Source organism: Aminobacterium sp. UBA4908, assembly GCF_002398115.1.
Lineage (GTDB): Bacteria > Synergistota > Synergistia > Synergistales > Aminobacteriaceae > Aminobacterium > Aminobacterium mobile.
In genome coordinates, this window is the sequence record NZ_DHCG01000002.1 from 167,312 (window position 1) to 184,760 (window position 17,449).

Consider the following 17,449-nt stretch of genomic DNA (forward strand, 5'->3'; position numbering starts at 1 on the left):
TTAACGATTAATTCTGTAATTTAAAATTATTTCTCGAATTTCCATAACTGCCCGCTCTACTTCATCATTTACAACTACATAATCGTACTTCTCAGACATCTTCATCTCTTCTACTGCGTTATGCAACCGTAATTCTACTGCCGAATCCTCTTCCGTCCCTCTCTTTTTAAGTCGACGCTCCAGTTCCGCTATAGATGGGGGCATAATAAAGATAAGGACACACTCAGGACATGCGGACCGAACCTGAAGAGCTCCCTGCACATCTATTTCAAGGACGACATCTCTTCCTTGGGACAGCTCTTTATCCACATCTGATTTCAGAGTTCCATAACGATGATCATGGACATGAGCCCATTCAAGAAAAAGACCTTGATCCACTAGACTTTTGAAATATCCCTCGCTTATGAACCGATAATCCGCCCCATCCACCTCACCTGGCCGAGGATCTCGTGTTGTGCATGAAATGGAAAAAATAAGGTCCGGCATTGATTCAAACAACCTCTTGCGGACTGTCCCCTTTCCTGCTCCACTTGGCCCTGACAGGACGAAGAGCCTTCCTCGCTTATTCTGTTGCCTCATCGTCTGGCTCTTCTTCAAAACGGTTAACGATCGTCTCCGGCTGTATAGCGGAGAGGACCACGTGGTTGCTATCCGTTACGAGAATAGCCCGAGTTTTTCGGCCTTGAGTAGCATCTATAAGGCGCCCTTCATCTTTGGCCTCTTCTTTTAGACGTTTTATAGGAGCTGAACTCGGATGAATAATCGCAACGATCCTTTCAGCGACAATCATGTTTCCGAACCCAATATGAACTAATCGATAGGACATGGCCATCACTCCACATTCTGTACTTGCTCTCGAATCCTTTCAAGAGCTGTTTTTGCTTCTACTACTAGCCAACGAATATCCGAATCCGTTACTTTAGAGCCTATAGTGTTAATTTCTCTATTCATCTCCTGGATAAGAAAATCCATCTTCCGTCCCTCAGATTCTGAAGATTTCAGTATAGATTGAAATTTTTTTATATGGCTCTCTGCTCGAGTAAGCTCTTCAGATATATCCCACTTATCCGCCATAAGAGCAATTTCTTGAGCTATGCGACCTTCATCCAAATCTGGGCCGTTTTCTTCTAAGATTTTTTTGATACGCTCTCGAGTTTCTACCATAGCCTCATCTCGCGCATTTATCCATCTGTTTTGAATATTATTTAGAAATCCATGAAAGGAAGAAAGGTGCGTATTTATATCCTCTTCCAGATGCGCTCCTTCTTTTTCACGCATAACTTGCAGTGATGACACAGCCTTCCTCACTATGTCTTCAAGGGCTTGCTCTACTTCTTTCTCCATATCTTGTCTGTTCGATGGAGAATCTGTAACTCCAGGAAGATGAAGCAAAGAAACAATGTTTATTGGATCAGATATGTGGAGATCTTCTTGAATCTTTTGAATTTGATAATAATAATTTTTCAAGATATCAGAATTTACGGTCACGGCCAACAGATCAGAGGGCCATGTGACATCTACAGACAAACGAACTTTCCCACGTCTGAGGGAACTTCTTACTTGATCGTTAATAGAAGGCTCACAAAAAGATAATTCTCGGGGAAGACGAATAGAAACATCCAAGTACCGATGATTAATTGAGGATATCTCTACAGAGAGCGTCCCCCACTTAAAACTTTCACTTTCTCTACTGAACCCTGTCATGCTTAAGAGCACGATGAATCCCCCTTCATTTTCTGCCTTTTTAGTTCGTATCAAACAACAAACGCTCTACCTCTTCAAGCAAAAGAGGAAGCCCCTCCCCTTTCAAAGCACTAATAGGAACCACTGGGGTGGAGCTTCGTGCCTGGATCTGAGCCAGAAGATATGGAATTATATCTGTATCCATCTTGTCTACTTTATTAAGCACTATAAGTCGAGGGATATCTCCCGACTGTATCTCAGCAAGAGTGGCCTCAACTACATCAAGAGTTTCCATTATATCTGGAGCGCTTCCATCAAGAACAAGAAGAATCAACGCCGAGGCAGATATTTCCTCAAGAGTTGTCCTGAACGCTGCCACTAAGTCTGGAGGGAGCTCTCGAATAAAACCAACTGTATCTGAAAAAAGTATTTGATGGCCTTGAGGGAGCCACACTTTGCGAACATACGTGTCCAGTGTAGAAAAAAGCTGATCCGCTACAAAAAGGTCCCGACTCGAACTTAGCTGCCGCAAAAGGGTAGATTTACCACTATTTGTGTACCCAGCCAGCGCTACAGTAGGGAACCCAGCCTTTTGCCTCCGATCCCGTTGGAACGTTCGTCTTTTACGCACACGTTCCAATCTCTCATTAATACCTCGAACACGCCTTTCGAGCTTCCGTCGATGCCGTTCAAACTCTGTTTCTCCAGGCCCTCGAGTTCCAATCCCCCCGCCCAGTCGGGACATTTGACGGCCCAACCCCTTCAAATGTGGAATTTCATATTCACAAAGAGCAAGTTCCACCTGTAAACGAGCTTCTGTAGTACGAGCTCTTTTCTCAAAAATTTTCATGATAACAAAAGGCCGGTCCCAAACATCCAGCCCTAGAATTTTCTGAACATTAAAACGTTGCCCTGGAGTCAGCCGCTCATTACACACAAAGAGATCGGCCTGTACTTCTTTGCAAAATAAAGCCGCAGCCTCAATCTTCCCCTTCCCCAGCATATAAGCTGGATCCGGTTTCTCTTTTTTTTGAACAATCTCTCCTACAACAATTACCCCAAGGTTCTTAAGAAGCATAGCAAGTTCATCAAGTAAAGTTCGATAATCAAAAGGGGCTCCAGGAGAATCGAGAGCTGCCACAACAGCTCGCTTGTAACTTTGATTCTTCTGAGTATCAATTAGTTTCTTCAAGTTTTTTCAGCGCCTCTTCAACATCCTCTAATAACTTGAGTCGGCCCTCTTTGGAAGAGAGTCCTATTGTCCTCTCCGATGGAACTATAGCTGGCCCAAACGTTACTTTAATTCGAGTAGGTCGAACGAAACGGGCGCCAGGAGGCATGGATTGAAAACTCCCCTGGATATATGCTGGTATGATAGGAGCACCGCTCTTCATAGCTATCAAGGCGACACCACCCTCTAAGGGTTGAAGCCCCCCATCTCGGGAACGAGCCCCCTCTGGGAAAAGAAGAACATTTTCCCCTTGTTCTAAGAGCTCTAAAAAAGCCTTTAATGCCGCACCGGCACTTTGACTATTCTGTTTTACAACTGGAATGGCTCCTAATATCCGAATAAGTAGGCTTAAACCTGGGATTGTAAAAAGCTCGGATTTAGCCAAATACCTCAGCCGCCTCGGGAAAACAGCCCCGATAATCACAGGGTCTAGATTACTGCAATGGTTCGCCGCCACTATTACTGGCGAAGTAGATATAAGAGATTTTTTCCAGATAACAGTAAGTCTATTATATATTTTTAACACTAAGAAGCAAAACAGTTTTGCCAGCTTGTAGAATAAATGGTTCATAAAGCCACCTGTTGAGTATGTTCTTTCACGATATGAATGATTTTAGCAACAACATCTTCAATAGTCATATAAGACGTATCGATAACCACAGCGTCTGGAGCTTTGCGAAGGGGAGCCGTTGCACGATTCGTATCAAATTCATCACGACATCGAATCTGGCGAAGAACTTCTTCGAAGGTAACTGTCTCTCCTCGTTCGACAAGTTGCTGATAGCGTCGCTCTGCCCGAACTACGTCACTTGCCGTTAAAAATATCTTTACAGCAGCATCGGGAAAAACAACTGTTCCCATATCCCTGCCATCAGCTACGAGTCCTGTCTCTTCGGCTTGTTCTCGTTGCGTGGCAAGTAAACAGTCCCTCACTGCGGGAAGTGCCGCATACCCCGATACTATGCTATCTACCCATGGTGACCGAATATGTTCTGTCACGTCGGCACCATTAATATAGACACAGCCATCTCCTAAAGAAACCTTAATTTTAGAAAGCACGATGGCTAATTCTGCACCTTCCGTTGGCTCAAACCCCATAGTATTCAAGTAAAAAGCAAGAGCCCTGTAAATAGCGCCCGTATCAAGATAATCCAGCCCAAGATCCTCCGCTACCCGTCTGGCTACAGTGCTTTTGCCAGCCCCCGCTGGCCCATCAATGGCAACAACCAGATTTTTCATTCTCATCGATTACAAATCTCCCATCTCTTCCAGCTCTTGCGTTGCAACCGTCACAAAATCAACTATCTCTGAAAGTAATGCTTCGTAATCAGAAATACCAAGCCGATCAAAAACATCCGGATAGAGAGGATACTGAAGGCCTTCTGCTCCAATACCAACCCCTAACATAAGGCATAAAGAATTGGCAAGATGTACAGTATCTATAAGGGGTTGATGTTGCTTGACTTCATCAGGAAGGCGATCCGGCGTATGATGGCAGGCTGCAACGTACTGATATTGTTCAGGCAATCCCCACTTCTCTACCAAGAGCGAACCTACAAGAGCGTGGTCAAAACCTAACACCTGAATTTCAGCGTCAAGAAACGATATTTTTTCTTCGTCTATAAGTTTCATGATAAGGCTATATCCAAAGCGAACGTAATCGTTTAAAACCACCTTTCCTATATCATGAAGTAAACCGCCGACATACGCTTCTTCTGGTGTGGTTTTTCCTGCCCTTTGGGCCAAATATCGAGACGCATAAGCTACAGTAAGGGAGTGCCGCCACAATTCCCCCCGATTAAGAGCATAACCGTTAAGACTTTTATCCATAAAAGAGTATACTGAAGCAGCAAGTACAATATTACTTATATTTTTATACCCTAGAAGAGAAATAGCTTCCGCAACACTGCTTATCCTTCGAGACATACCGTAAGCTGCTGAGTTCGCTAAACGCAAAGTACGCACTACAAGCCCTTCATCACGAGCCAGACTTGTCGCTACATCTTTGGCGTTGCTTTCAGGGTCATTCAATAATCTGAGGGTCTCTATAACAAACTGAGGGAATGATTTTATTTCTTTAACACGATTGACTATTCGCGATTTGATCAATTCCCTGGACCGATCGTCCATATAGGTCATAATTCCACCCTCCGTATCTATGTGAAAGAGCTTAAACAAAACCACCTTGTTGTATCTTTTTTAATAATACATCTTGCGACAGCTTAACTATGTGCCCTGTTTTAAGGTTTCTTAGTTCCATTCTACCAATTCTTCGACGAATAAGCACCCTTACCCTGAATCCGAGTTTTTCGGCCATTAATCGGATCTCTCGTTTCAATCCTTCCCCGATCTGGATAAAAAGCCACATCCCCAACGGTTCTCGTTTTAAAACTTTCACGAGAAGCGGGCGAACAAAACCACCCTCAATGGTGACCCCTTTTCTCCAAGATACAAGATCTCTTTCAGAAACCTTCTTATTCAAAAAAATCTCATAACTTTTAGGTATATTCGACGAAGGGTGCATTAGGAAATGAGCAAAATCCCCATCATTTGACAATACTAAAAGCCCTTCACTCTCTTTGTCGAGACGCCCTACAGGAAAGACCCTCACCTCTTCATATTCTTTCGGCAACAATTCTATAACAGTTCTATCGAAGGGGTCTTCTACCGCACAAACAACCCCTCGTGGCTTATTCATAACAATATATACTTTTTTCTCTGGCACAACTTGAGTACCATCTACACAAACAACGTCATTCTCATTGACGATTATGGAAAACTCACAAACAATTTCACCATTAATAGACACTCGCCCTGAACGAATAAGATTCTCGGCCTTGCGGCGAGATGTCAGCCCACACGCTGCAAGATAACGATTTAACCGCATTATTATTCATTCCCCTTCATCCTTTTGCGGGGCAAATTCTTCCACTTCTTCTAGCGTAGGAAGTTCTGATATAGCCGATAGGCCAAAATGCTCTAGAAAAGCGTCTGTCGTCCTGTACAAGAGAGGAGAGCCCGTTCCTTTTCGTCTCCCGGCAATACGAATAACCCCACAAGAAAGAAGAGTTTCTAGTACTCTTTCACAGCGCACTCCCCGAATCTCTTCTATCTCCGCTCGCGTTACAGGCTGATTGTAAGCGACAATCGCCAAACACTCCACTGCTGCACGGCTCAAACGAACCTTCTGATGAGAAACTATCTCTCGAAAATCAGAAACTATACCGGCCAGATCTGGAGCTGTACATATCTCCCAGCCTTCCGCCACTCTGCACAGAACGAGGCCATGACCATCAGAATAATGAAATGAAAGCTCCTGTAACGCGCCCTCTACTTCTCCTCGTTCTCTACGTGTAAAGCAAGCCAGTTCTTCAGAAGAGACAGGGGTCGTCGCTACAAATAAAAGAGCTTCAATTTGTTTGGCAAGAGATGACAACATCTCCAAACAGCTCCTTTTGAAACAGGTCGATTTTCCCTGTCCTAGACATTTCCAGAAGAGCCAACAACGTTACTACCACCACTGACACGGAAGAAGTTTTTTCCAAAACCACTGAAAGAGAGAGGCTCGCATGATCCCTCAAATACGTAGAAAGTTCCTCTATTTTTTTATCTATCTGTACCTCTTCCGGCACAGCCGAAGGGATCCCCTGCCAACCTTCAACGATTCTTCCCCGTAAAGCAGCCTGCAATGATTCCTCTTTTTGATGAGAAGCGAGCATTTCCCACCACAAACGACACAAGCTATAGAGATCACCTACATCATATACTGGAGCTTCTTCAAGCAACATTCTCCTAAAAAAACGATCCCTATACTCTTTTCTTTCCATAAGCCAAAAAGATACTCGTCTGTAAGGGCGATATCGAGATAGCTGTTGCAAAAGCTCTTCCTCTGATAGAGGCTCTTCTTCCGATTCACTGCACGACAAAGAGTCATCCTGCTCCTGTTCCGGAAGGAGAGCCAAAACTTTCTCTAACACAAGCCCTGCAGCAAGGGAAAGAAACTCCGCAATAACGTACAAAGAAGTCTTTTGTGAGCGAGCCAAGTAACTACCATAGATCCGCACTAAATCTGAAACTCGAATCTGGGTCGCTTGAAATTGACGGCTCTCCACCAAGTAGCATAACAAATCTAAGGGCCCTGAAAACCCCTCTACTTCTACCTGGAGAGGAAAGGTTCCTTTCCCTACCATATACGTTCTCTACTTTCTCGGAACAAACCCGATAGCTTCTACTATTTCATCAATAGTCTGCTGAGCAATTACCTTAGCCTTTTCAGCACCAGATAAAACAATATCTCGAAGGTTTTCTGCATGAGATTCATAGTAACGTCGACGCTCATGGATAGGAGCCATAATTTCCTTAATATGCGCCATAAGCATTTTCTTGCATTGTATGCAACCAATCCCTGCAGTTTTACATCCTTTTATAATCTCCTGACGCTGTTCCATATCGTTGTTAAACACTTTATGAATATCCCAAACGGGGCATTTTTCAGGATCGCCTGGGTCCGTACGTCTCTGTCGTGCGGGATCGGTTATCATGGTACGAATTTTCTCCCACATTTCCTCTGCAGTATCTGAAATATTAATGGCATTCCCATAAGACTTGCTCATCTTACGACCATCAACTCCAGGAACCTTTGGGGTTGGGGTCAGAAGTGTTTGTGGCTCTGGGAAAATGTTGCCATAGAAATTATTGAAACGCCGTGCCATTTCTCGGCTAAGCTCAAGATGGGCATTTTGATCTTCACCTACTGGAACCATTTCTGCTTTATAAAGCAGAATATCGGCTGCCATAAGCACTGGATAGCCTAAGAAGGCATACGTGCTTAAATCTTTATTCTGTATATTTAAAATTTGCTCTTTATAGGTCGGATTTCTCTGAAGCCATCCGAGAGGTGCCACCATGGACAGGGCTAGATGAAGCTCTGCATGCTGAGGGACATGAGATTGTACAAAAATAATGCTTTTCTCTGGATCAAGGCCCGCCGCAAGCCAGTCTAGAAGGGCTTCCTTACTGTTATCCCTTATTTTGCTACTATCTGCATAATCTGACATAAGAGCATGCCAATCTACAATGCTATAAAGACATTCATATTCATTCTGTAGCCGAACCCAATTAGTAAGAGCCCCGGCTAAATGTCCCAAATGAAGCTTTCCTGTAGGGCGCATGCCACTAAAAACTCTTTTAGCCATGTTTTCTCCACCTCATTTATTTATAAAAAATCTCTTTTACTATTCGCTTACAATCCTTAACGGCCCTTTATCCTCCAATTCAAAAACAACTATTTCAGGAGTCCTCAATAATGCTGCAAGGGAGGCCAAAGAGAAACGTTCCATTTCTCCATGATCAACTATACACAAAGATAGACCTGCTGAACAAGCATCCAATATCTGATGATATTTCATATCAGCTGTAATAAAGACCTGAGCTCCCTTGTCCATCGCCTCTTTCCAAAGATCTCCACCAGATCCTCCACAGAGAGCACCATGACACAAAGGTTTATTCTCATCTCCATATCCAACTACCCAAGAGAGATTCCACAAAGAACGAAGACTTGCCATGAGATCCCTCAAACATAGGGGGTGGATCAATTCTCCTACTGCACCAAGACCCCACGTTTTTTCTTCAGGAACTAAGGGAAGGAAACCATCTTTAAAAAGAACTCTGCCTAATTGTACATTAACTCCCTCCGGCGCTTTGTCCCAGTTTGTATGAAGACTTATAATAGCCAGATGATTTTCAAGGGCCCAAAGAATTGCTTGGCAGAGAGGTTCCTTAAGGTCTATTTTCTGAAGGGGAGAAAAGATCAGGGGATGGTGGACTACTAAAAGGTCACATCCTTTTTGGACCCCCTCCTCTACCGCTGACAGAGAGGGATCTAAGGCTACGCCTATTTTTGTTACAGACCATTGAGTGTCTCCTGCCATGAGACCTACATTGTCCCAAGACTCCGCTTTCTCTAAAGGAGCAAACGACTCGATCCTCAGAAGCACTTCCTCAACATTCATAATAGACCCCCAGCTGCATATAAAAAAATGCCGCCTCCTGCTGGGAAACGGCATTTATCTTCAATGGTGGGCCTACCTGGACTCGAACCAGGAACCTTCCGGTTATGAGCCGGTGGCTCTAGCCACTTGAGCTATAGGCCCAAAAAAGAACGCTGCCAATTATACGCCTCTTTCCCCCTTTATGACAAGCCCCTAATTCTTTATTTATAACATTATTGAGAAAAGGTGGGGGGAAATCTGTATCTAATAATCTATTCCTCTACAGAAATACAGCCGACTGGACAGCTGTCTGCCGCATCACGCACACACTCGGCACCTTCCGGCTTCATCACTTTCGCTACCCCGGCATCTTCGTCGAGAGAAAACACCTCGGGACAAATCTGAGCACATACGCCACAACCGATGCACTCATTTCGGTCTAAAGTCACATGCATGAAGACCGGTCACCTCCTCCTGAAACAGGATTTTATCTCAGGTAAGGGAGGGAGTCAAACTCTCTGCGAAAAATCACTCCCAAATACACACTTCAGGAGAAGACTTCCCCATCCCCTTAAGCCTCAATAAGGCTGTATAATTCGACACTGCCTTCTCTTCCGGTTCTGCCGCTGCAAGAAAAACACCAATGCCACAAACTTCAGCACCAAACTCTTTTGCTACGAGCAGCATTCCTGCGGCAGTACTGCCTCCCCTCATAAAATCGTCCACAACAAGAACCTGGCTTCCGCGTTTTAGTTGTTTGGTACCCATGTACATAGGCCGAACCTCTCCAGTTTTAGTGGGGAAATGCACAGCCACAGCAGATCCATCGCTAGGTCGATTGCGGAAACGACAAACGGCCAATGGAACACCTAAAGAATATGCGGTAAAGAGCCCAAGAGGGATACCTTTCACTTCTGACGTCATGACAATATCTGGTTTCGCATTCTGAAAAAGAGTAGCCATAGCAAGCCCTAAACGAGAAGCATAGTATGGATTGAAAATAATATCGCTATAGTAGATGAGACCGCCAGGTAAAATCCGATCCTCGTGAGAAAGTAAGGCTACTATTTCTTCAAAAAACTGCTTCTTCATCTCATCTGACATGGCTGGGACAAAAGAAGCTCCTCCAGTCCGCCCCCGGTCAACTTGAATTCCACCAAGCCCCTCCTGAGTTAAAGCTGCGTCAATCATAACTACGTCATCACTGATAACAGTTTTTGAAACCCCAAAATCTCCAGAGAGAGCTGTGAGTGAAATTTGCCGTGATGGTGCTACCAAAAAACGGGATACTGTCCGAATAAGACGTTCCGTTCTCTGTCCTTTCAACGATCATCACTCCATAATAGAATTTGTTCAACCCAATTAAAATTTTTAAATCGGGAAAGCCGTACTTGCAATTTTACTGGATCAAAAAGAGCGAAAACACTACTTCCACTCCCTGAAAAGCCATAAGCTAACGCTTTCTGTTCCTCGCTAAACCTAAAAAAATCTTCATACTCAGGGTGCCGTTTTAATAGCCATGGAGAGAAATCATTGGGCAGGAACCCCACTCTCTTCTTTTGTGCAAGTTTCTCATATATGCCGTGAATTTCATCCAGACACTCTGAGGTATTAAGAGGGAATCCCCCCTGTTTTTCATAAAAGGAATCTAGCCCTGCATATGCTTCCGCCGTAGCCACTCTCCATTTAGGTATGGCTGTAACAACCAGAAAAGAAGGCAACGCCGGCCAAAGTGTACATTGATCTCCTATCCCCTGAACAAGAGCAAGAGAAGAAGCGCTTAGAAGGAACGGAACATCTGCTCCTATCTGAGAGGCCAAACCTGTAGATATTTTTATACCATAATACTTCTCGACCCAAGAAAGAAATGCCGCCGCATTCCCACTTCCTCCCCCTAAGCCAGTTCCTGGAGGAAGGTTTTTTTTCACTTCAATTTTGAAAGGGGATAGACACATTTTTTCTCTTCGCAAGACACGAAGAGCCTTTTCTAAAATATTTTCCCCTTCTATCTGCATATTTCGAGTCGTTACAATATCCTTAACATTATCTTCTTCCAGAGTTGAAATTGTCAATAACTCAGCAGATGGAAGACGTAAAAACAGAGAGACCAACGAATGATACCCACTTGGCAGAACCCCTGTTATTCGAAGGGTCAGATTTATTTTCGCATCTGATTGCACGGAATATGTTACCAAAGCCCTACCCTCCTCTATGTATATTGCCTCGACATACATACGAAATGCCCTGGCGTTTCGTACGCCAGGGCATTCAAAGCTGCATTACAAGGCTATTTATTATGGTTTCCGGACAATGGCACGAGCTCTACTTCTTTTGTCAAAAGCTCTGCATAACTAAAGGAGACTTTGCTATCCTGCGACTCCACATATAAAGTAAAGAGATTCGGATAAGTCTCAAGGACAATCCCTTGTTTTTCCTCTACTTTGCGACGTCCTTTGGATGTCCGGTATTTCACACGTAGACCCTTGTACAATGCTACTTTCTCCCGAATTGAGGCAAGGTTTCCAGCCATCCAGGGTCACCCCTAATATTAAGTTTTATGAATTATAACACAAAATCGCATAAAACACAAACTATGAGGCTAGAACCTTGCTAAATTGTTACCTTATCATTGACTTTTTTTCTCTAAGCGCTGCAAGAGTAGAATTCTTTTCTCTCCAACTCGGCGAGTAAAGCCCTTAGCATCCATATATTCCAAAAGAGGAAGTATATACTTACGACTGCTCCCCGTAATGTCACGTACCGTGCCTATCGTTATGTTATCTTTTATTTCCTTAAGGATATGAAGAAGCTTGTTCTCTACCCGCTGTGACAGTACATATTTCCCTCCCACAAGAGATGCCTCTCCTCGCTCCCGTATATCCTTGAGAAAACGAGAAAAATCTTTCTCCTTCATACCTAGCCCTTCCTGAACTTCTTCTATCATTGGGAGCTGAAACTCTTTTTCGTCACAAAAGGCATTGAAACGATCCAGATCCTTAAAAAAAGCAGAATCATCTTGAGGTGCGAAATCTGGAAGCCTTACTACATTCTTGTTTGCTATCACTAACACGCCATCAGCTTGCAAGTGATCAAGAAAGGTACGAGCCAATCTGCGCTCTACAGTTTTCAAAGGCCCGGTCAACAAGTCATCTATAATGGCTCCTTCCTGATGAGGACGCTCTTTATGGAAGGAGTGCAAGAATGATACTGTCCTCTCTAATAGATCACTGTACTCGCTCCACGAGACATAATAATCGGCCCCAGCTGAAAGAATAACTATTTTTTTTCTTTTTTCCAAACTTTGGGCCAGTTTATCCAAATCTTCCGGTAATTCCTGAAGGGCAAGCACTCCATCACTTTTTTTAAGGATTCCGTGTGAATGAACTTGAATTTCCAATCTTTTCTCAGAATCCTCAGCTTCCAAGAAATGGTTAAGGCCATCCATATAATCTTCCTTGGCGCCTTTCCCTTTCGGCTTGTGCCCATAGGGAGACAGTATTTTGCCTCCACCAATAGTGACAAGGGGACTGTAAAACCTGATAACAAATCGTTGATCTATGGAAGCTACAATATCTTCTTCCATTACGAGCTGCGCTACCGTTTTTTCTCCAGGCAAAAGTTTTGTCTTGTCAAAAAGAGATACCCTGGCAAGCACATCTGCTGTACCTACATGAAGCCTTACCCGCTGCCAATGGGAGAGAGGTTCCGACGATGACGATAAAAGAGAAAGCTCCACATCACAACATCGAGTGGGGCGGAATATTTCTTTGGCGCAAACAATATCCCCTCTGCTCAACTCTTCAAGAGATACACCCGACAGGCTAATGGCCACTCGTTGTCCGGCCCAGGCCACATCTACGGAGCTCCCATGAACCTGCACACTTCGAACTCGAACGTCTCGGTTCAATGGCAAAATAGACACATCCATCCCCGGAGAAATCTGACCTCGGTAGGCCGTTCCCGTTACAACGGTTCCAAAACCAGAGATAGGGAAAGATCTGTCGATAGGCATAAAGAAAGGGCCTTGGCGAGTTCTGACTTTCACTCTATCCACAAGAGCACTCAACTCTTCCATAAGCTTAGGGATATTCTTTCCCGTCACGGAAGAAACTGGTACTATAGCCTTTCCTTCCAAGAACGTCCCTCGTACAAAGTCTGCCACATCCTCTATAGCAAGATCTAATAGCTCTTCATCTACTAAATCCGCTTTAGAGATGGCAATAAGACCATCTGAGACACCAAGCAAGTTAAGAATGGCAAGATGCTCTCTCGTCTGCGGCATAACGCCTTCATCTGCAGCAACAACAAGCATAACAGCATCTACACCAGAAGCTCCTGCCACCATCTGTCGAATAAATTTTTCATGACCTGGTACATCCACCAAACTTACAATACGCCCATCTGAAAGTTTAAGGGGAGCAAAACCCAGCTCAATTGTAATACCTCGTTTTTTCTCATCATTGAGCCGATCACAATCCACCCCTGTAAGAGCTTTAACAAGGGTAGTTTTTCCATGGTCAATGTGTCCTGCCGTGCCCAAAACTAAAGAAATTTCGCGGTTATTCACAAATTCCCACCTCCCCAATAGAAGAGAGAGATTCCACGATCCGACTCTCATCGCCCTCCATTAATGTACGGCAATGAAGTATCAAACAATCCTCTGACGCTCCTGCCACCACTGGCATGGCTGCATTACGCAAAAGGGCTTGGAGGCTTCCAGCACTACCTAATGCAGGGATCTGCAACGCCACCCCATAGCCTTTTATGATTGTGGTTGGGAAAGCTCCGCCACCTACTGCATCTTGGGTTTCCACCACCGTCGCAATTATATGCGGGAATCTTCTTTTCAGCATGCCCCTAAGACGCCGAGCTCTCTTTTTTAAAGTTTCCAACTCCAACGTAAGCATCTTTAATGTGGGAACCTCTTGCCACCGATCCTGAAGGTACATTCTGAGAATAACTTCAAAGGCTGCCAATGTCATTTTATCTACGCGCAATGCTCGTAGAAGGGGGTACGTTCGCAATGTATCCACAAGCTCTTTTTTCCCTACAATAGCTCCGATTTGAGGGCCACCTAACATCTTATCGCCGGAAAAAGTTACAAGGTCTACTCCCGCCTTAATACAATCTCGAACAGTAGGCTCTCCCACCAACCCCCAAGGAGAGAGATCCACAAGAACACCACTCCCCAAATCTTCCATGAAAATGAGGCCATTTTCTTTTGCAAAACAGCTCAATTCTTCTCTATCGACTATGGCGGTAAAACCCTCTATCTTAAAATTGGATGGGTGAACTTTCAGAACCATGGCGGTATTATCAGAAAGGCCTCGATGGTAGTCACGAAGGTGCGTCCTATTTGTCGCTCCTACCTCTACAAGACGGGCTCCTGAGAAAGCCATAATATCCGGTATTCTGAAAGAGCCCCCTATTTCTACCAACTCCCCCCGAGAGACAATCACTTCTTTTTCCCGAGCCAGCGCAGCAAGACATAAAAGAACGGCACCTGCGTTATTGTTAACGACAATGGCAGCCTCAGCCCCTGTTACTTGGCAAAGCAGCCACTCTACGTGAGCATTCCGCTGTCCTCGTTTCCCCTCTAGCAAGTTAAACTCAAGTGTATTGTACCGAGCTGCAACGTGACTTACAGCCTCTACCGCTTCCTGGGGAAGACAGGAACGGCCCAGATTAGTATGAACAACCACCCCAGTAGCATTCACTACAGCTTGCAGGCCTGGCGTGGTTCGTCTCTGTAAAATGGCCTCAGCTTTCGTGTTCACTCCTTCTAGAGAAGCGTCTACTGGCACGTCTTCTAACACTGCTTTTCGGACTTCTGAAAGAATCTGTGAGAAAACACCTTTTACCATTTCCCTGCCAAGCTGTCTTTCGTATAAGAAAACCCAGGGTTGGTTTAACAACCCGTCCATAGCGGGAAGTTTTTTTAAGATTTCATTTTTCTTTGCGTCCATATGCACTCCCTGCCTTCCTGTGCCTCATCCCTTCCCATAGCACCTTCCTATGAAAATGTGCCCGGCGTCACCGTCTCAATCAAATCCAACATTTCGAGCTCCTCACAACACCTTTCTATGAAGAAGTGCTGGAAAAAGAGAGAGGGATGAGATACATTTATAATTGTTATTCCCAAACAAGGGTATTATAAATTACGAGTCTTTATCATTGTACTCGCAAGACAGGCAGATATACAGACCTGTTATATTTCTTAAAATAGAGAACGGAGGATATGATAATGAAAACTGAAATTGACGCTCGGGGGAAAGCATGCCCACAGCCGGTTATAATGACCAAAGCCGCAGTTGAAAAAGGAGAAAAAGAACTTTCCGTCTTAGTAGACAATGACGTAGCGGCTTCCAATGTTCAACGGTTCTTGACCAAAGAAGGCTTTTCCGTATCCCCTCATAGGGAGGGGGACACTATTGTCATTGAAGCTCTTGCGGGAGAAAACACTCATGCTCGACCCCAAGAGAAATCTGCCCCTTCTTACCCTTCAAAAGGGAACAAAGAAGAAGTGGCTATATTTATTACAAGAAACATTCTCGGAGGTCACGACAAAGAATTGGGAGAAGTCCTCATTAAAGGGTTCCTCGGCACTTTGGCTCAAATGGACTGCCCTCCCCGTTTTATAGCCTTTATGAACGAGGGTGTACTCCTCGCATTGAAAGGGACATCTACGTGCGACCATCTTCTAGAAATGACGGAGAAGGGGACAACTATTCTCGTGTGTGGAACATGCACAAATCACTTTGGAGTAACCGAGCAAGTTGGAGTGGGAACTATTTCTAACATGTTTGAAATTACTGATACATTGCTCAAGGCAACAAAAGTTATTTCGATATAAAATCGACGAGGTTCCGGAACGGAAGAGAACTAAAGACGGCATTCATTAAAAATGATGCCACTTCTTCCGTTCCCTTCTCTGGCTTTATTTCATCTAAAAGGTCTTCAGGAACTGGAACATAAATTGCCCCAATGTTATCGTCAAGTTCATCGCGACACGCCATAGCAACCCCTTCGTCGAACAAAACAATCCATCTAGGGAATGTGATCCCCAAAATAGTCCATTCCATATCAGGGATATCAGACGATATTCCCAGACTCATAGCGCTATCCTGGACTTTTTTCTCTTTCTCCAACCATACCCCCAATTTGTCCACTTCCTGCCCTACAAACATAACAAAGGTTTCGTTATTCTGCCCTGCAGCATAAATACGAACCATCGTATGAAGAGGGAAAAACAGCGTAGCTTCCTCCCTCGCCATATAGCTAAGGGCACCTTGAAGGTTCTCGCTTACCCGAACTCCATAACTTTGAGGGTACAGGGATTCTTGAAAATAAAAACGAGGAATGCGCAAAAGGATATGTTCAAAAAAATTTTCATCGCCAGAATAGGTTTTTAAAAGCCAATACATTCCCTCACTTCCTCACTCTTTATATGATGAGAGACCATATAGAGTTAGCAACTCGCATTCCCTTTTGGGAGAGTGCCAATGTTTCGCCGCTGAAAGCAAGACATTCTGGTGGCACATTTTCCAAATTATTTAAAATATCCTGGAGTAACACCTCTCCATATTCCTCGCAAAAAGACGGTAGATGGATTCCATAACGGGTTCGCAATGCCAAAACAGCTGCCTCTCTTCCCCGCTTCTCCCTCCTCAGGCGTTCTTCTCCTGCTAAGGGAGAGATGCCAGATGATATGCGTTTCAAATATTCCTCTAGCGTTCTCACGTTCCAAAAACGAGTCCCTCGAAAATATCCCCATGCAGAAGGCCCAAGAGGCAATACATCTCGCTCGAACCAATAGGCTTGGTTATGACGACACTCTTTCCCCTTTCTAGCGAAACTCGCTATCTCATACTGAAGAAGCCCCTTCTGTTCAAGATACCACTGAGCCCATCGATAGTGAACATACCCATTCTGAACACCTGTTGGAGGAGTCCGCCCCCAGAGGGATCCTTCCTCAATGGACAACTGATAAATAGAGAGATGAGGTATCTCCAAATGGACAAGGCAAGAAAGAGACTCATGCCACTTTCTCAACGTCTGATTTGCTAGTCCAAACATCAGATCGGCGCTTACATCAAAACCTTTTTCTTGTAAAAGGTCTAAGGCGCGCAAAGCCTGCAAGGCCGAATGGGGTCTCCCCAGCCAACGTAGCTCATCGTCATGGAGACTCTGGACACCAAGACTTACCCGTTTCACTCCCCACTCTCTCCATATGTAGCAATGTTCTCCCGTTAAAGAATCTGGGTTCCCTTCCACGGAAATTTCCACATCTGGGGAGAAAACGATATGTTTCTTCAATATCTCAATAAGACGCTCCCACTGCTTCGAAGATAAAAGCGTAGGGGTTCCACCACCAATATAAAGTGTCGATACGTTCAGGGGGCCCCCCAGCTTCTCTTGCCACCCTCGTAACTCTACGTCAAGAGCACTTATAAAATCTTCTTTCTCTCCTTCGTTGCCCCATATACTATAAAATGCGCAATAAGGGCACTTCCGTACACAGAAAGGCACGTGCACATACACAGAT

The 17,449-nt window shown here is 44.4% G+C and carries 21 protein-coding genes and 1 tRNA gene; 1 reads left to right on the forward strand and 21 read right to left on the reverse strand.

Annotated features, from left to right (window positions below):
* From gmk to selA, 19 genes are all read right to left on the reverse strand, one after another.
* Positions 1–579: a guanylate kinase gene (gmk, locus tag B4J50_RS01655; RefSeq protein WP_024822125.1), complete on the reverse strand. Its 579-nt coding sequence runs from the start codon at positions 577–579 to the stop codon at positions 1–3.
* Positions 563–826, reverse strand: a complete 264-nt coding sequence (locus tag B4J50_RS01660; RefSeq protein ID WP_024822124.1) for a DUF370 domain-containing protein — start codon at positions 824–826, stop codon at positions 563–565. The genes gmk and B4J50_RS01660 overlap by 17 nt, the downstream gene beginning before the upstream one ends.
* A gap of 5 nt (positions 827–831) precedes the next feature.
* Positions 832–1,716, reverse strand: coding sequence for a YicC/YloC family endoribonuclease (locus B4J50_RS01665; protein ID WP_024822123.1), 885 nt, complete (start codon positions 1,714–1,716; stop codon positions 832–834).
* A gap of 28 nt (positions 1,717–1,744) precedes the next feature.
* The gene (gene hflX / locus B4J50_RS01670; protein WP_024822122.1) at positions 1,745–2,875 is read right to left on the reverse strand and encodes a GTPase HflX; all 1,131 of its coding nucleotides are present in this window, start codon (positions 2,873–2,875) and stop codon (positions 1,745–1,747) included.
* Positions 2,859–3,485 carry a lysophospholipid acyltransferase family protein gene (locus B4J50_RS01675; protein ID WP_286953888.1) on the reverse strand — a complete coding sequence of 209 codons (627 nt, stop codon included), beginning with the start codon at positions 3,483–3,485 and terminating at the stop codon, positions 2,859–2,861. The genes hflX and B4J50_RS01675 overlap by 17 nt, the downstream gene beginning before the upstream one ends.
* Positions 3,482–4,159, reverse strand: coding sequence for a (d)CMP kinase (cmk, locus tag B4J50_RS01680; protein WP_024822120.1), 678 nt, complete (start codon positions 4,157–4,159; stop codon positions 3,482–3,484). The genes B4J50_RS01675 and cmk overlap by 4 nt, the downstream gene beginning before the upstream one ends.
* A 3-nt stretch (positions 4,160–4,162) precedes the next feature.
* Positions 4,163–5,053: an HDOD domain-containing protein gene (locus tag B4J50_RS01685; protein WP_024822119.1), complete on the reverse strand. Its 891-nt coding sequence runs from the start codon at positions 5,051–5,053 to the stop codon at positions 4,163–4,165.
* A 31-nt stretch (positions 5,054–5,084) separates the two neighbouring features.
* Positions 5,085–5,801, reverse strand: a complete 717-nt coding sequence (locus B4J50_RS01690) for a pseudouridine synthase (protein ID WP_286847657.1) — start codon at positions 5,799–5,801, stop codon at positions 5,085–5,087.
* Between the two features lie 6 nt (positions 5,802–5,807).
* Positions 5,808–6,353 carry an SMC-Scp complex subunit ScpB gene (scpB, locus tag B4J50_RS01695; RefSeq protein ID WP_024822117.1) on the reverse strand — a complete coding sequence of 182 codons (546 nt, stop codon included), beginning with the start codon at positions 6,351–6,353 and terminating at the stop codon, positions 5,808–5,810.
* The gene (locus B4J50_RS01700; protein ID WP_024822116.1) at positions 6,325–7,104 is read right to left on the reverse strand and encodes a segregation and condensation protein A; all 780 of its coding nucleotides are present in this window, start codon (positions 7,102–7,104) and stop codon (positions 6,325–6,327) included. The genes scpB and B4J50_RS01700 overlap by 29 nt, the downstream gene beginning before the upstream one ends.
* 9 nt (positions 7,105–7,113) lie before the next feature.
* Positions 7,114–8,109: a tryptophan--tRNA ligase gene (trpS, locus tag B4J50_RS01705; protein WP_024822115.1), complete on the reverse strand. Its 996-nt coding sequence runs from the start codon at positions 8,107–8,109 to the stop codon at positions 7,114–7,116.
* Positions 8,110–8,148: 39 nt separating this feature from the next.
* Positions 8,149–8,925, reverse strand: coding sequence for a Nif3-like dinuclear metal center hexameric protein (locus B4J50_RS01710; protein WP_024822114.1), 777 nt, complete (start codon positions 8,923–8,925; stop codon positions 8,149–8,151).
* A 64-nt stretch (positions 8,926–8,989) separates the two neighbouring features.
* Positions 8,990–9,066, reverse strand: a tRNA-Ile gene (locus tag B4J50_RS01715).
* 110 nt (positions 9,067–9,176) lie between these two features.
* Complete coding sequence (locus tag B4J50_RS01720; protein ID WP_024822113.1) at positions 9,177–9,359, reverse strand: ferredoxin; 183 nt, start codon at positions 9,357–9,359, stop codon at positions 9,177–9,179.
* A gap of 73 nt (positions 9,360–9,432) precedes the next feature.
* Positions 9,433–10,230, reverse strand: a complete 798-nt coding sequence (locus B4J50_RS01725; RefSeq protein ID WP_024822112.1) for a phosphoribosyltransferase family protein — start codon at positions 10,228–10,230, stop codon at positions 9,433–9,435.
* Complete coding sequence (locus B4J50_RS01730; protein WP_286847658.1) at positions 10,227–11,099, reverse strand: 4-(cytidine 5'-diphospho)-2-C-methyl-D-erythritol kinase; 873 nt, start codon at positions 11,097–11,099, stop codon at positions 10,227–10,229. The genes B4J50_RS01725 and B4J50_RS01730 overlap by 4 nt, the downstream gene beginning before the upstream one ends.
* A 92-nt stretch (positions 11,100–11,191) precedes the next feature.
* Positions 11,192–11,434 carry a Veg family protein gene (locus B4J50_RS01735; RefSeq protein ID WP_024822110.1) on the reverse strand — a complete coding sequence of 81 codons (243 nt, stop codon included), beginning with the start codon at positions 11,432–11,434 and terminating at the stop codon, positions 11,192–11,194.
* A gap of 96 nt (positions 11,435–11,530) precedes the next feature.
* Positions 11,531–13,471, reverse strand: a complete 1,941-nt coding sequence (gene selB, locus B4J50_RS01740) for a selenocysteine-specific translation elongation factor (protein ID WP_286847659.1) — start codon at positions 13,469–13,471, stop codon at positions 11,531–11,533.
* Entirely contained in the window at positions 13,464–14,870 is a 1,407-nt protein-coding gene (gene selA / locus B4J50_RS01745) for an L-seryl-tRNA(Sec) selenium transferase (RefSeq protein ID WP_024822108.1), read from the reverse strand. The genes selB and selA overlap by 8 nt, the downstream gene beginning before the upstream one ends.
* A gap of 278 nt (positions 14,871–15,148) precedes the next feature.
* On the opposite strand from selA, the gene yedF reads away from it, so the two are divergent.
* Positions 15,149–15,757 carry a sulfurtransferase-like selenium metabolism protein YedF gene (gene yedF / locus B4J50_RS01750; protein ID WP_024822107.1) on the forward strand — a complete coding sequence of 203 codons (609 nt, stop codon included), beginning with the start codon at positions 15,149–15,151 and terminating at the stop codon, positions 15,755–15,757.
* Here yedF and B4J50_RS01755 read toward each other — a convergent pair.
* Both B4J50_RS01755 and hemW read right to left on the reverse strand, forming a co-directional pair.
* Positions 15,744–16,328, reverse strand: a complete 585-nt coding sequence (locus B4J50_RS01755) for a hypothetical protein (RefSeq protein WP_024822106.1) — start codon at positions 16,326–16,328, stop codon at positions 15,744–15,746. The genes yedF and B4J50_RS01755 overlap by 14 nt on opposite strands.
* Positions 16,329–16,347: 19 nt before the next feature.
* Positions 16,348–17,445 (reverse strand): radical SAM family heme chaperone HemW, encoded by a 1,098-nt coding sequence (hemW, locus tag B4J50_RS01760; protein ID WP_288959258.1) that lies wholly within the window; start codon positions 17,443–17,445, stop codon positions 16,348–16,350.
* Positions 17,446–17,449 lie beyond the last annotated feature (4 nt).

What these genes read in the sequence shown, in the direction of transcription:
- scpB (WP_024822117.1), bottom strand. Translation starts at nt 6,353, where the DNA reads ATGTTGTCATCTCTTGCCAAACAAATTGAAGCTCTTTTATTTGTAGCG.
- B4J50_RS01720 (WP_024822113.1), bottom strand. Translation starts at nt 9,359, where the DNA reads ATGCATGTGACTTTAGACCGAAATGAGTGCATCGGTTGTGGCGTATGT.
- B4J50_RS01660 (WP_024822124.1), bottom strand. Translation starts at nt 826, where the DNA reads ATGTCCTATCGATTAGTTCATATTGGGTTCGGAAACATGATTGTCGCT.
- selA (WP_024822108.1), bottom strand. Translation starts at nt 14,870, where the DNA reads ATGGACGCAAAGAAAAATGAAATCTTAAAAAAACTTCCCGCTATGGAC.
- yedF (WP_024822107.1), top strand. Translation starts at nt 15,149, where the DNA reads ATGAAAACTGAAATTGACGCTCGGGGGAAAGCATGCCCACAGCCGGTT.
- gmk (WP_024822125.1), bottom strand. Translation starts at nt 579, where the DNA reads ATGAGGCAACAGAATAAGCGAGGAAGGCTCTTCGTCCTGTCAGGGCCA.
- B4J50_RS01755 (WP_024822106.1), bottom strand. Translation starts at nt 16,328, where the DNA reads ATGTATTGGCTTTTAAAAACCTATTCTGGCGATGAAAATTTTTTTGAA.
- B4J50_RS01675 (WP_286953888.1), bottom strand. Translation starts at nt 3,485, where the DNA reads ATGAACCATTTATTCTACAAGCTGGCAAAACTGTTTTGCTTCTTAGTG.
- B4J50_RS01710 (WP_024822114.1), bottom strand. Translation starts at nt 8,925, where the DNA reads ATGAATGTTGAGGAAGTGCTTCTGAGGATCGAGTCGTTTGCTCCTTTA.
- B4J50_RS01700 (WP_024822116.1), bottom strand. Translation starts at nt 7,104, where the DNA reads ATGGTAGGGAAAGGAACCTTTCCTCTCCAGGTAGAAGTAGAGGGGTTT.
- B4J50_RS01685 (WP_024822119.1), bottom strand. Translation starts at nt 5,053, where the DNA reads ATGACCTATATGGACGATCGGTCCAGGGAATTGATCAAATCGCGAATA.
- B4J50_RS01690 (WP_286847657.1), bottom strand. Translation starts at nt 5,801, where the DNA reads ATGCGGTTAAATCGTTATCTTGCAGCGTGTGGGCTGACATCTCGCCGC.
- cmk (WP_024822120.1), bottom strand. Translation starts at nt 4,159, where the DNA reads ATGAGAATGAAAAATCTGGTTGTTGCCATTGATGGGCCAGCGGGGGCT.
- B4J50_RS01735 (WP_024822110.1), bottom strand. Translation starts at nt 11,434, where the DNA reads ATGGCTGGAAACCTTGCCTCAATTCGGGAGAAAGTAGCATTGTACAAG.
- trpS (WP_024822115.1), bottom strand. Translation starts at nt 8,109, where the DNA reads ATGGCTAAAAGAGTTTTTAGTGGCATGCGCCCTACAGGAAAGCTTCAT.